General features: G+C 39.9%; 13 protein-coding genes and 1 other annotated feature. Of the genes, 8 read left to right on the plus strand and 5 right to left on the minus strand.

Going from position 1 to position 12606, the window contains the following annotated elements; genetic code table 11:
- Window positions 1-34: 34 nt before the first annotated feature.
- On the minus strand, window positions 35-607 hold the full coding sequence (locus tag RCG25_RS06385) for a tRNA 5-(aminomethyl)-2-thiouridylate-methyltransferase MnmM (RefSeq protein WP_308082829.1): 573 nt from the start codon (window positions 605-607) through the stop codon (window positions 35-37).
- A 3-nt stretch (window positions 608-610) separates the two neighbouring features.
- Window positions 611-1570, minus strand: a complete 960-nt coding sequence (locus RCG25_RS06390) for a tRNA modification radical SAM protein MnmL/YtqA (RefSeq protein WP_308082830.1) — start codon at window positions 1568-1570, stop codon at window positions 611-613.
- Window positions 1571-1781: 211 nt separating this feature from the next.
- Here RCG25_RS06390 and RCG25_RS06395 point away from each other — a divergent pair, with 211 nt between their 5' ends.
- The 8 genes from RCG25_RS06395 (at window position 1782) to RCG25_RS06430 (ending at window position 10635) form a co-directional block, all read left to right on the plus strand.
- Complete coding sequence (locus tag RCG25_RS06395) at window positions 1782-2045, plus strand: YtzC family protein (RefSeq protein WP_308082832.1); 264 nt, start codon at window positions 1782-1784, stop codon at window positions 2043-2045.
- 14 nt (window positions 2046-2059) lie between these two features.
- Window positions 2060-2239 (plus strand): glycogen biosynthesis protein GlgD, encoded by a 180-nt coding sequence (locus tag RCG25_RS06400; protein ID WP_308082833.1) that lies wholly within the window; start codon window positions 2060-2062, stop codon window positions 2237-2239.
- A 352-nt stretch (window positions 2240-2591) separates the two neighbouring features.
- Window positions 2592-3416, plus strand: a complete 825-nt coding sequence (locus RCG25_RS06405) for a hypothetical protein (protein ID WP_308082834.1) — start codon at window positions 2592-2594, stop codon at window positions 3414-3416.
- 60 nt (window positions 3417-3476) lie between these two features.
- Window positions 3477-3989 carry a NapC/NirT family cytochrome c gene (locus tag RCG25_RS06410; RefSeq protein WP_308082835.1) on the plus strand — a complete coding sequence of 171 codons (513 nt, stop codon included), beginning with the start codon at window positions 3477-3479 and terminating at the stop codon, window positions 3987-3989.
- Window positions 3990-3991: 2 nt separating this feature from the next.
- Window positions 3992-5440 (plus strand): ammonia-forming cytochrome c nitrite reductase subunit c552, encoded by a 1449-nt coding sequence (locus tag RCG25_RS06415; protein ID WP_308082836.1) that lies wholly within the window; start codon window positions 3992-3994, stop codon window positions 5438-5440.
- A 490-nt stretch (window positions 5441-5930) separates the two neighbouring features.
- Window positions 5931-7121, plus strand: coding sequence for an MDR family MFS transporter (locus RCG25_RS06420; RefSeq protein WP_308082837.1), 1191 nt, complete (start codon window positions 5931-5933; stop codon window positions 7119-7121).
- 446 nt (window positions 7122-7567) lie between these two features.
- Window positions 7568-7788 (plus strand) — a binding site (T-box leader).
- A 47-nt stretch (window positions 7789-7835) separates the two neighbouring features.
- A complete protein-coding gene (gene leuS / locus RCG25_RS06425; RefSeq protein WP_308082838.1) occupies window positions 7836-10256 on the plus strand; it encodes a leucine--tRNA ligase in 2421 nt (806 codons plus the stop codon).
- A 70-nt stretch (window positions 10257-10326) separates the two neighbouring features.
- Window positions 10327-10635 (plus strand): rhodanese-like domain-containing protein, encoded by a 309-nt coding sequence (locus tag RCG25_RS06430; protein ID WP_308082839.1) that lies wholly within the window; start codon window positions 10327-10329, stop codon window positions 10633-10635.
- A 46-nt stretch (window positions 10636-10681) separates the two neighbouring features.
- Here the strand turns inward: RCG25_RS06430 and RCG25_RS06435 are convergent, their stop codons facing one another.
- From RCG25_RS06435 to RCG25_RS06445, 3 genes are read right to left on the minus strand one after another with little or no spacing between them, the layout of a single operon-like run.
- Window positions 10682-11209 carry a ferric reductase-like transmembrane domain-containing protein gene (locus RCG25_RS06435; RefSeq protein WP_308082840.1) on the minus strand — a complete coding sequence of 176 codons (528 nt, stop codon included), beginning with the start codon at window positions 11207-11209 and terminating at the stop codon, window positions 10682-10684.
- Between the two features lie 4 nt (window positions 11210-11213).
- Entirely contained in the window at window positions 11214-12089 is an 876-nt protein-coding gene (locus RCG25_RS06440; protein ID WP_308082841.1) for an FAD:protein FMN transferase, read from the minus strand.
- Window positions 12089-12490: a hypothetical protein gene (locus tag RCG25_RS06445; protein WP_308082842.1), complete on the minus strand. Its 402-nt coding sequence runs from the start codon at window positions 12488-12490 to the stop codon at window positions 12089-12091. Before RCG25_RS06445 ends, RCG25_RS06440 begins: the two co-directional genes overlap by 1 nt.
- Between the last annotated feature and the right edge of the window lie 116 nt (window positions 12491-12606).

The raw sequence follows: 12606 nt of genomic DNA on the forward strand, positions 1-12606 counted from the left end.
GTCAGCCTCTTTAGCGTTTTTCAAGTCAGCCTCTTTAGCGTTTTTCAAGAGCCACAATAAATGGCGGGTTATTTTGCTGATTGATGAATTGGTATTGGAGGACATGGGCCTTTTTTTGCTCTAATTGCTGACAGTAATGAAGCAAGGAATCACGTTCTACTGCTCCTTCCACATGTCCATGGTAGATAACAAGCACGATGGTGCCTTCTGGAGTCATCATTTCTAATAATTGCTCAATTGCTGAAATGGTTGTTTCAGGACGAGTTACAATGGATTTATCGCTTCCTGGTAAATAACCTAGGTTAAAAATAGCTCCAGTAACCTTACCATGATGGATAGTTGGGATAAGTCGGGAAAGATTCTCATGACCTTCGTGAAAAATCTCTACTCGTTCGGAAAGACCATGCTGATGTATGCGATCCTTACTCGCAGCAATCGCCTCTTTCTGTACATCAAACCCGTACACTTTTCCACTATCTCCAACTAGACCTGCTAAAAAAACGGTATCATGGCCATTACCTAATGTGGCATCTATTACGATATCTCCAGGTTTTACAGCTTTTTCAAGTAATTTTCTGGCAAAAGGTAAAATACGATCCATCTTCATATTTTATTCCTCCGCCTGCCCGTGATAAAATTTCCCTTGCCAGCTGTTTCTCTTTTTTAACTCCGCATCAATGCTATTTAACACTTCCCACTTATTTACGCTCCACATTGGACCCACCATTAAGTCAATCGGGCCGTCACCTGTGATACGGTGAACAATCATTTCCGGCGGTAAAATCTCCAATTGGTCACATACTAATTTTATATAGTCTTCCTTGGAAAGAAACTCGAGCATTCCTTTTTCGTATTGCTTAACCATTGGTGTGCCTTTTAAAAGGTGAAGCAAGTGGATCTTAATCCCTTGTACATCAAGTTTTGCAACTTCTCCTGCCGTTTCCATCATCATGTCATACGATTCAAGTGGCAGCCCATTAATAATATGGGAACAAATACGAATCCCGTGCTTCCTTAATTTATTAACGCCATCGATATAACATTGGAAATCATGGGCTCGATTAATAAGAGCCGCCGTTTGTTCATGGACCGTTTGTAGGCCAAGCTCCACCCATAAATAGGTTCTCTGATTTAATTCTGCTAGATATTCCACGACATCATCCGGGAGACAATCTGGACGAGTGGCGATTGACAAGCCTACGACACCCTCCTGCTGTAGAACTCTTTCAAATTTATCACGGAGAACGGCAACGGGTGCGTGGGTGTTAGTGTAAGCCTGAAAATAGGCCATATACTTGCCGTCTTTCCATTTAGTGTGCATTTTCTCTTTGATATCAATGAACTGTTTCTCAAGGTCATCCGCACGGTTTCCTGCGAAATCACCAGATCCAGAAGCACTACAAAAAGTACAACCGCCATGAGCAACGGTACCATCACGGTTTGGGCAGTCAAATCCGCCGTCTAGTGCCACTTTAAATACCTTGTGCCCAAATTGGTTTCGCAGGTGGTAATTCCATGTATGGTATCGCTTATCATCAACAGCATAGGGAAAAGGTTTAGTCTGAATCATATCAGTAAACCTCCTTGTTAAAGAATTTCCACTCAATAAATTGAATAAGATAGAAAAATTTTAACATGAACTCAAGAGCATATCCAATTGAAATTCTTTCATACAAAATTGCCAGCATTTATCAAACTGGTTGTGTTATAGGAAAAAGAAACAAGAACAAAATAAGAAATGAAGCAGTGTGCTTGCTTCAAAATAAAGGGGGTTCTTTTACATGGCTACTCGTGAATCAATGGATAATCTAATGCAGCAGTGTGAGGATGCGCTTCGATATGCTGAGGATCAATATAAGCAAAGCAGCCTTCAAGAGCATTATAATGACGATGATTACACAAAAGCATTACAACAGCTAGAAGAAACCTATCAGGACATTGCAAAAATGGCACATAGTGCGAATTCACAACAGCGTGAACAACTCCATCGAATGAGATTGCAGCTACAGCAGATTCAAAACTCAATGATCCTTGAAAGTCATTAAGAGGAGGAGAAATCTTGAAAAAACGTTCAAAACAACAAAACCCTGAGCAAAAAACTCGAAATGGAGTAAATAATCAAGACGTTGAGCTTGGTCAGGATTTCGATGTGGTTAAACAATCCAAAAAGAAGTACGAAAAAACTGGCGGCCAGCCAGTGAAGTCTAAATTCCACCAAGAAAAAAATCAATCCTCCTAAAAAAAAATAAGAAGAGGCCGACAAAAAAGTCTGCCTCTTCTTTTCGTTAAAAGAGCCCCTTAAACCCCTTCTATATAAATTTTTCAACGAAAACACCTTGAAAATAGAAGAAAAATCCCGTTCACACATTAGAAACAACTGGGTTTTGATGTGTGATGTAGGTCACAGATTGGGTGTGTTTAACATGGTTTAAATAAGGTATGGATTATAAGATTCCATTCCAAAACCTCCACTTTCTGTTAGGAGACCAAAGAGTTTGAGGACGGTCACCTAACAATTTTTCAAACATACCATGTGAACATGTTCACAAATCATCCACATTTTTTACCAACCGATCCTGAGAGGAGTAACAATGAAAAAGTATCTATTTTTCCTAAGTATGTTCTTCGTCCTAATGTTTCCAATGAATGGCTATGCAGAAAATCAAGGTGTTTTAAGCATGGAAGAACTGTCGATACATATCATGCCGGAGTATGCGTATCACCCAAATGATCAAAAAAAGAACCATGCCCCACTATTAATCGGCTATCAAGGGACTATGGTAAACAACTCAAAAGGGCCCCAAAAAGGTCAAATCGAAATTCCGCTGCCAACTAAGGAGAAGAATTTTCGAATTGGCTACGTGGCAGATTACTCAATTAATTTAAGCAAGGCGTATGAGATTGAATATGTGCTAGATCGTGAAAAAGAGACCATTTCCTGGACTACAAGTGAAGAAATAGGTCCAAATGAACGATATAAATTCGTAATTGAATTTTTTACGGATAGCTTAATGGTTAAAAAAGAAAAGAAGTCATTAGCGTATGACTTTAAAAGTTTTGCTGATATTGGACTTCTTAACATTTCCTTTACCCAGCCCGAAAAAGCAAAGAATATGAAGCTTACGCCAGCTCCAGAAGAGAATCAGAATCATGTTGAAGGAGATAAAACGTTATCTTATCTTTTCCAAGATGTGAAAGCAGGGGACGGGAAAGAATTCAAACTGAAGTATGACCGTAAAGAAACGAAACCAACAACAGAACTAAATGATAATGCAGTAAACATAGATGAAAAGAAAGAGACGAAGAATGCCACACATCTGGCCGTTGGCACATTTGGTGGAATAACTGTCCTTTCAGCAGGGATCTTGGCCATTCTTTTAAAGAAAAGAAAAAGAAAACAATCTACCGGGAATTAAGGTACGTAAGTACTTTAATAAATAAAAAAGAGAAAAAAGAATTCTATGGGAGGTGAAGAGATGTTCAAAAAGCTTTTAAAAATCAACAAAAAATTTCTATTTGTAGTCGTACTTCTAATCGGTGTCCTTCTATCACTCACAACAGTAAAGACTATGGCATATCTGGATTCACCAGGTTTCTGTCAAAACTGTCATACGATGAAGAATGTATACACATCATTCATGGACTCTACTCATGCAGAACTTCAATGTAATGACTGCCATTTACCGCACAAGAGTGAAGTAGGAAAGTTATTTTTTAAAGGTCGAGCAGGGATGACTCATGTGTATTACAACTCACTAGGAACAGATGATATCCCGAATGTCATTGAGGCCACAGACCGTACGATGAAAGTAATCAATGAAAACTGTGTTTCCTGTCACAAGAGTACCATTACTAATGTGTCTCATGACGCGAAGGATAGTTGTGTCTCCTGTCACAAAACAGTACCACATGGGAAAGGCTTTAAAGATGACCACTATAATAAGCCACCTAAATCAGGAGAATTATTAGAAAATAAGGGAGGATTTTAATAATGGGAAGGTTCCGATATGGGGCATATCTTTTCCTGCTTGCATTTGTACTATTGATCACTGGCTGTGGCACTGAATCCAGTGATCAAACAGCAACCGCTGCAGGTAAAAAGACAACTGGCCTCTCAGCAGATGAAATTAGTAATGAAGCATTCAAAGACTTATTTCCGCTACAGTACAACAGTTATAAGAAAAATGAAAAGATGGAAGATACAACATACGGTGGCTCTGTCAAACGCAGCAAGTATGATGAGGATAAAGAGCCATTGCTGCCGATTTTGTTTAATGGTTATGGATTTGCAACCGAGTATAACGAAGAGCGTGGGCATACGTATGCATTAGAAGATATTCGTAATATTAAACGAATTACTGATAAATCTGTAGGTTCTTGTTATACATGTAAATCAACGGCTGTTCCAAAAATGATTGAGGAAATGGGCGATAGCTATTGGGGGGCCAATTTTAACAAGGATATTTGGCCAAAGGGTGAAGCGATGGGACACTCTCCAATTGGCTGCTCTGATTGCCATGACCCAAAAACGATGGACTTGCGAGTGACACGTCCTAGTTTTTATAAAGCTTTAGAAGCTAAGGGAGTAGATGTATCCAAACCAACGAAAAATGATATGCGCAGTTATGTATGTGGACAATGTCATGTGGAGTATTACTTTGCTTCAAAGAATAGTGAAGTAACCTTCCCTTGGACAAAAGGATTTAAGCCGGAAGAAATGTATGAATACTATAATACGATTGCAAAAGAAAACGGTTTTGAGAAGGACTGGGTAAGTAATATTTCTGGTACTCCTATGTTAAAAGCACAACATCCTGAATATGAAACACACTCATCCGGTACACATGGTAAAGCTAATGTTTCCTGTGCAGATTGCCACATGCCGTATGAACGCGTCGATGGAAAAAGAAAGATCACATCACACTGGTGGACGTCTCCACTAAAAACGATGCAAACCTCTTGCGGCCAGTGCCACGGGGACCGTGATTTAGACAAATTAAAAGATCGTGTTCTTGAGATTCAAGAGGCAAATGTTAGTGCATTACACGAAGCACAGGACGTTTCAACCACCTCTCACTATTATGTAAACAAAATGATTACTACTGGGGTAAGCCAAGAGAAAATTAAACAAGCACAGGAATTTGTACGCAAGGGACAATGGTTCTGGGATATTATTGCAGCTGAAAACTCTGCAGGCTTTCATAATCCACAAGGGTCGATGGATTCGTTACGAATCTCTATTGAGCAGTCCAATAAAGCCATCCGCTTAGCTACTGAAGAACTTGTGAAAAAAGGCGTTAACATGGATGAGCTGGATAAGGAAATTGAAAAAGTGAAAAAAGCAGTCCTGGATGAAAAGGTAAATGAGAAGAAAAAAGATAAGGCAGTAAATAGTTATTTCCCTGCTCAAGCACCTGTTGTACCGCCTGTAAAAAAATAGACTTTTCCATTAATCATCTTATTCGTCCCGCCAAGAAGGAATAAGAATGGAAAGAGCCTTAGGTAACGTTGTAGAAAACACTGTTTCTTCGTGAGAAACAGTGTTTTCTTGCGTTTATTTTGTCAAATTAATTGTGGTGAGTCAATTTTAGAGTTCTAATTTTTAGGTCGGCGGAATAAAGTGCAAAGTTGGCGGAATTCCATTCAGAGTTGGCGGAATAAACTGCAAAGTTGGCGGAATTCCATTCAAAGTTGGCGGAATAAACTGCAGAGTTGGCGGAATTCCATTCGAAGTTGGCGGAATAAACTGCAAAGTTGGCGGAATAAATCTCAACTTTGGCGGAATCTATCGAAATTCAGTGAATTGACTAGAAATCCAGCGAACATTTACCCGGTGCTGGCAATGAAAAATAATTGCACTTCCGCTGAAAAAGGAATAATATATTTCTTTGGGAATTGAAATAATAGCTAATTGTAAAGGAGCGTTTTTCATGCCACGTGCCTTATGGCTCTTAATCATCGGGATGGCAGTGAATGTAACAGGCTCTTCTTTTTTATGGCCTTTAAATACAATCTATATTCACGATCATTTAGGTAAATCCTTATCCGTTGCTGGTGTTGTCTTGATGCTTAACTCGGCAGCCAGTGTCATCGGAAACCTTTATGGCGGCAGTCTATTTGACAAAATAGGCGGCTATAAATCTATCATTTTGGGAATTGGTATTACGCTCGCTGCGCTGATAGGCCTGACGTTTTGGCATGGCTGGCCAGCATATATTGTGTTTTTAACCATCATTGGCTTTGGTTCTGGGGTGGTATTTCCAGCAATGTACGCGATGGCGGGCACCGTTTGGGTAGAGGGCGGTCGCAAAGCATTTAACGCAATCTATGTGGCTCAAAATCTTGGGGTAGCAGTAGGAGCAGCTTTGGGCGGGATTGTAGCAGATTATTCCTTCCAGCTCATCTTCCTTGCCAATACGATCATGTATATCATCTTTCTTCTCATTGCTGTGTTTGGTTATAAAGGAATCGCTACCGCTTCAGCTAAGCCAATAAGTGACACAGATGGACCAGTTGTAAAAAACAGAAATAATCTGCAAGCATTGTTAATTCTGTGCATAGGGTACTTACTTTGCTGGGTCGCATACGTTCAGTGGTCAACAACGATTTCATCTTATACACAGGAAATCAACATTTCGTTAAGTCAATATAGCTTGTTATGGACAATCAATGGTGCCATTATCGTTTTAGGGCAGCCACTCTTAAATGGGGTATTGAAGCGACTATCATCCTCACTGAAGCTTCAAATGCTTATCGGGATTGGTATTTTTATCGTTTCGTTTATTGTTGCAGGAAAGGCAAATGCTTTTTCTGGACTTTTAGTTGCAATGATTATCTTAACAATAGGAGAAATGTTTATCTGGCCTGCTGTACCGACCGTTGCCTTTAACCTTGCACCTAAAGGACGCGAAGGCTTCTATCAAGGAATCGTCAACAGCACTGCCACCGGCGGAAGGATGATTGGACCTCTGCTTGGAGGAATAATCGTAGACATTTACGATATTTCAGCCCTATTTATCGTCCTTATAGGACTATTCGTCATTGCAATCGTAACCACTTTGATCTATGACCGCACTTTAAAAACAAAAATGGTGTCAGGCACCATCCATGGACAAATGTAGGAGTTTGTCCATCCCACCTGGACAATTGGACAAAGGAGCCGGTCTCCTTTGTTCTTTTTATATAATTCTGTCCCATCACAGTCCTTGAATAATGTGGTATTTTTTATGGAGAATTGGGTGTAGTTTAGTAGTTTGCAAGTAAAATGTGGATAGTGACGAGTAAAGTGAGAAGGTTGACGAGTAAAATGAAAAATAGACGAGTAATCATGGATTTAGACAAGTAAACCTCCGAAAGTGACAAGTAAGAAAGGAAGAAATAAAAAAAGGTAACTTTAGAGGTACTTCAAGAGGCAATCAACACATAATTTGAAAAGGAATATACCTGATCCAGGCCTAAATGTCTTTTTATAGTTTAAATCGGTGGGATTTGGTCAATTCTGAAATTAGGCTATGTTTACTTGCATACTTATGATAAATTTAATACAATAACCGTAATACTTCATATTGAAAAGACAGTGACTAGGAGTAGTAGTGGTCCATACCCGTACGAAGAGAGTTGACGGCTGGTGAAAGTCAACCGGGTACATCATGAACTCGCCTTTGAGTTGCAAACATGAAGGAACAGTAATGTTTGCCGTATTCCGCGTTAAGGATGAATGAAGTGAGTGCATAAGCACTAATGTGGGTGGTACCGCGGGAAGATACATACAATCCTCTCGTCCCTTTTTGGGATGAGGGGATTTTTTATTTTTATCTAGCTAGGAGGAAAGCAGTATGAGTTTCGATCATCAACAAGTCGAAAAGAAATGGCAAAAGAAATGGGAAGTAGAAAAAACATTTAAAACAAGTGAAGAATATGATAAACGCAAATTCTACGCGTTAGATATGTTTCCATATCCATCAGGTGCTGGCCTACACGTTGGACACCCTGAAGGTTACACAGCAACCGATATTCTTTCACGCTTAAAGCGTATGCAAGGCTATAATGTCCTTCACCCAATGGGATGGGATGCATTCGGTCTACCAGCAGAACAATACGCATTGGATACAGGGAACGATCCGGCTGAATTTACGGCAAAAAATATCAATACCTTCCGCAGACAAATCAAAGCATTAGGATTCTCCTATGATTGGGATCGTGAAGTGAATACGACTGACCCTGAATACTATAAATGGACACAATGGATTTTCTTAAAACTTTACGAAAAAGGCTTAGCCTATATTGATGAAGTAGCCGTAAACTGGTGTCCTGCACTTGGAACCGTCTTGGCTAATGAAGAAGTCATCGATGGTAAGAGTGAGCGTGGTGGCCATCCAGTAGAGCGCCGCCCAATGAAGCAGTGGATGTTAAAAATCACAGCTTACGGTGACCGCTTATTAGAAGATCTTGAAGAACTTGATTGGCCAGAAAGCTTGAAAGAAATGCAGCGCAACTGGATCGGACGTTCAGAAGGCGCTGAAGTAAACTTCCAAATTGACGGACACGAAGAAACGTTTACTGTATTCACCACTCGTCCAGATACATTATTCGGTGCAACCTATGCAGTTCTTGCTCCAGAGCATTCCTTTGTTGATAAAATTACAACAGCAGAACAGCGTGCGGCAGTGGATGCATACTTAGATAAGGTGAAAACGAAGAGTGACCTTGAGCGTACAGACCTTGCGAAGGAAAAAACGGGTGTCTTCACTGGTGCCTATGCCATCAACCCAGCGAATGGTGAGAAAATGCCTATCTGGATTGCCGATTATGTATTAGTAAGCTATGGAACAGGTGCAATCATGGCAGTTCCTGCACATGACGAGCGTGATTTTGAATTTGCGAAGGAGTTCAATTTACCAATTAAACCAGTAGTAGCAGGCGGCGATGTAGAAAAAGAAGCATATACTGGTGACGGTGAACACATCAATTCTGAGTTCTTAAATGGTTTAAACAAAGAAGAAGCCATTTCAAAAATGATTGCTTGGTTAGAAGAAAAAGGAATCGGAACAAAGAAGGTAACCTTCCGTTTACGCGATTGGTTGTTCAGCCGTCAGCGTTATTGGGGTGAGCCGATTCCAATTATCCACTGGGAAGATGGCACAATGTCTGCTGTTCCGGAAGATCAGCTTCCATTGACATTACCAAAAACAACAGATATCAAACCATCTGGTACAGGAGAATCTCCATTAGCCAATATTGAGGATTGGGTAAATGTAGTTGACCCTGAAACAGGTAAAAAAGGCCGCCGCGAAACAAATACCATGCCACAATGGGCAGGCAGCTGCTGGTATTACTTACGTTATATTGATCCGAAAAATGATCAGGCACTAGCTTCCCAAGAGAAGTTAAACCACTGGCTTCCTGTTGATATCTATATTGGTGGTGCCGAGCATGCCGTACTTCACCTGCTTTATGCGCGCTTCTGGCATAAGTTCTTGTATGATATCGGAGTGGTACCAACAAAAGAACCATTCCAAAAGCTATTTAACCAAGGAATGATTTTAGGTGAAAACAATGAAAAAATGAGCAAATCAAAAGGAAATGTTGTGAATCCGGATGATATTGTAAGCAGCCATGGTGCTGATACACTTCGCTTATATGAAATGTTTATGGGACCACTTGATGCATCGATTGCGTGGTCAACGAATGGTTTAGACGGATCACGTCGTTTCCTTGACCGGATTTGGCGGTTGATGGTAGAAGAAAATGGAGGGTTAAATCCAAAAATCCAGCCAAATGAAGAAGCATCTAATTTGGAAAAGGTTTATCATCAGACCGTGAAAAAAGTAACTGAGGATTACGAGGGCTTACGTTTCAATACTGCTATTTCTCAAATGATGGTATTCATCAATGAAGCCTACAAAGCGACTGTGCTTCCAAAGGATTATATGGAGGGATTTGTTAAAATGCTATCACCGGTTGCTCCGCATATCGCGGAAGAGCTTTGGGAAAAACTTGGTCATAGTGGTGGAACTATTTCGTATGAAGCGTGGCCAGCCTATGATGAAGCGAAGTTAGTAGATAACGAAGTGGAAATTGTAATCCAGGTAAATGGTAAGGTAAAAACAAAGCTTATGGTACCAACTGATGCAAGTAAGGAAGCGTTGGAAGGAATTGCGATGGATGATGATCGAGTGAAAGAGCAAATCGAAGGAAAAACCATTCGCAAGGTGATTACCGTTCCGGGTAAACTTGTAAACATTGTAGCAAACTAAATGAAATGAAGAGGCTGCCTCCAAAGCGAATGGGGTAAGCCTCTTTACTCTTAAAAAGGGGATGGATGACATGGAAGAAATTCAAATTATTACACCTGAAGAGTTACAAAAGAAACTTGAAGCAGGGGAAAAGCTTGATCTTGTAGATGTAAGGGAAGATGAGGAAGTAGCAGGAGGGATGATCCCGGGCGCTAAACATATTCGTATGGGCGATATTCCTGCAAACCTTGATTACTTTGACAAGGATAAAGAATATATTCTTATTTGCCGCTCAAGCGCCCGCAGTGGGAATGTCTGCTATTATTTGCAGGAACAAGGCTATAAGGTCCGCAACATGATTGGCGGAATGCTAAACTGGACAGGTGAAACAAAGAAATAAACCAAAAAACCGATTCTTCCCTTGGAGAATCGGTTTTTTTATAATCTCAATGAGTTGCTTCAAGTGTCGACTTATCTCTAAAAAGCAAGCTACCTATTAGCAAGGCTGGTAGTATATTGATGACTAAAAGGACAACCCCTTGGAAGTCTGTTCCGATGAATAGTCCATGCAGCGTCACTAAAATATAGAGAATCGGATTCAAGGCGTGTAATTTACGCCATTTTTGATAGCCAATCTTTTTTCGTACTTTTGAGGTGGAAATCGTCATGATTAAAAAATACAATGACACTGTCCCCATTGCCATTGGCAGAGGCTTATAGTCTGTATTAAAAGGTGTTAACACTTCAACCCATTGAAAGGAAATATACGAGTCAATGAGCAAAAAACCAACATGGCCTAAGACAAGAATCAGTGCCCAGTTGGAAAGTGCCTCATGCAAAAACAAGGAAACGGTAACTTTTTGTTTTCTCTTTTTTTGAACCTGAGAATACAGGCCGAGAAGGACAGAAAGGTAAAGTAGTAAATAAGACACCGTTCCAGTCGCTCGAATCATATACCACTCAAACATTTCCATATGACTAGTTTTCTCCTTTCCAAATATCATTTTTCCTATTGATTAAAACGGCTTGTGTCCATTTCTCTTTAATCCACTCTTTACCTTGCTCTTCTCCTAAAAGAAGGACGGTTTTTGCCCATACATCAGCTTCTACAGCGGTTGGAGCGGCAATAGTAGCAGATAAAATTTCACTCTCAGATGACTGACCCGTTCGTGGATCAATCAGGTGATGCTTCCACTCGCCATTAACAATCCACTTTCTTTTCATTGAGGTGGAGGTAGCTACTGCTCCGCTGGTCACCTGAATAGAGGATAGCATTTGTTTTTCATCAAAAGGACTTTCAATTCCTATGTTTATTGCACGAGGTAATTCTCCAAAGATCCGAATGTCTCCACCTACATTAATAAAACCATAGCCCATCTTTTCCAAGCGTTCAGCAGCACGGTCAATGACCCAGCCTTTGGCAATCCCACCTAAATCAATTTTGTCATGAAGTGTGACTGTCTGCTGTTCTTTATAAAGAGTAAATGGTGATCGAGTCGTATTTACAGCAGTTGAAGGGAGTGGTACGACTACCTGCCCCTTAATATATTCAATCGATCTAGCATAACCATTGTCCTCTAGTGACGTTAATACACAAGGATTAAAGATACCTTTTGTTTCCTTATAGAAACGAAAGGCATCGGTAAGAATGGACAACATTTCACTAGAAATTGTGACTTCTTTTTCAACCTGCTGATTTAACCGACAAAGTTCACTATCTTCACGAAACCGGCTGCACGTCGACTCTATTAATTCAAATAGTTTATAGATGGGCATCATATCATTTGCAAACAGTTCATGATTGATAGAAATTTGAACAATCGTACTCATAGAGTTGAATCGATAGGAGTACATCAGGTTCCACCAGTAGTAGTATCAAATCCGCCATGATGGCCCATCTCAGGACTGCCACCATTTGAGAATTGATCTTGCTGATTACTATTGTCAAAGGATTGATCATTATTGCCAGAAAATTGATCACTATTATCTGAACTTTGGTCATTTTGATTAAATTGAGAGGAACGATCCCCGCGAAAAGAATGATTAAACCCTTGATTTGATTCCTCAGGCGCTTGAGAATTAAAATTATCTTGTGACTGCTGATTGGAATTATTGTTAGAAGGTTGCCCCTGATTTAATGCTAAGGAATTGTTTGCTTGATCTCCATTTGATAATCCCAGATAGGACACCATTCCTGCCACTAAGGCTAAACTACCAAAACTTACACTCCATGAGATTTTTTGTTTTTTATCCAATTGTAGTGCTCCTTTCCTCTTTCAAATGTCTTACATTTAGGAGTTTACAAGTTAAACCTTAATATAAACTTAAATTTTTACAGACTTTAATTTATAAAATTCAGAAAAATGGTAAA

Origin of the sequence: Neobacillus sp. PS2-9 (assembly GCF_030915525.1) — a bacterium.
In the GTDB taxonomy this organism is placed as follows: domain Bacteria; phylum Bacillota; class Bacilli; order Bacillales; family Cytobacillaceae; genus Neobacillus.

Bases quoted from the DNA above. Each gene is read 5' to 3' on its own strand.
- RCG25_RS06385 (WP_308082829.1), bottom strand. From the start codon at position 607: ATGAAGATGGATCGTATTTTACCTTTTGCCAGAAAATTACTTGAAAAA.
- RCG25_RS06390 (WP_308082830.1), bottom strand. From the start codon at position 1,570: ATGATTCAGACTAAACCTTTTCCCTATGCTGTTGATGATAAGCGATAC.
- RCG25_RS06395 (WP_308082832.1), top strand. From the start codon at position 1,782: ATGGCTACTCGTGAATCAATGGATAATCTAATGCAGCAGTGTGAGGAT.
- RCG25_RS06405 (WP_308082834.1), top strand. From the start codon at position 2,592: ATGAAAAAGTATCTATTTTTCCTAAGTATGTTCTTCGTCCTAATGTTT.
- RCG25_RS06410 (WP_308082835.1), top strand. From the start codon at position 3,477: ATGTTCAAAAAGCTTTTAAAAATCAACAAAAAATTTCTATTTGTAGTC.
- RCG25_RS06415 (WP_308082836.1), top strand. From the start codon at position 3,992: ATGGGAAGGTTCCGATATGGGGCATATCTTTTCCTGCTTGCATTTGTA.
- RCG25_RS06420 (WP_308082837.1), top strand. From the start codon at position 5,931: ATGCCACGTGCCTTATGGCTCTTAATCATCGGGATGGCAGTGAATGTA.
- leuS (WP_308082838.1), top strand. From the start codon at position 7,836: ATGAGTTTCGATCATCAACAAGTCGAAAAGAAATGGCAAAAGAAATGG.
- RCG25_RS06430 (WP_308082839.1), top strand. From the start codon at position 10,327: ATGGAAGAAATTCAAATTATTACACCTGAAGAGTTACAAAAGAAACTT.
- RCG25_RS06435 (WP_308082840.1), bottom strand. From the start codon at position 11,209: ATGGAAATGTTTGAGTGGTATATGATTCGAGCGACTGGAACGGTGTCT.
- RCG25_RS06440 (WP_308082841.1), bottom strand. From the start codon at position 12,089: ATGTACTCCTATCGATTCAACTCTATGAGTACGATTGTTCAAATTTCT.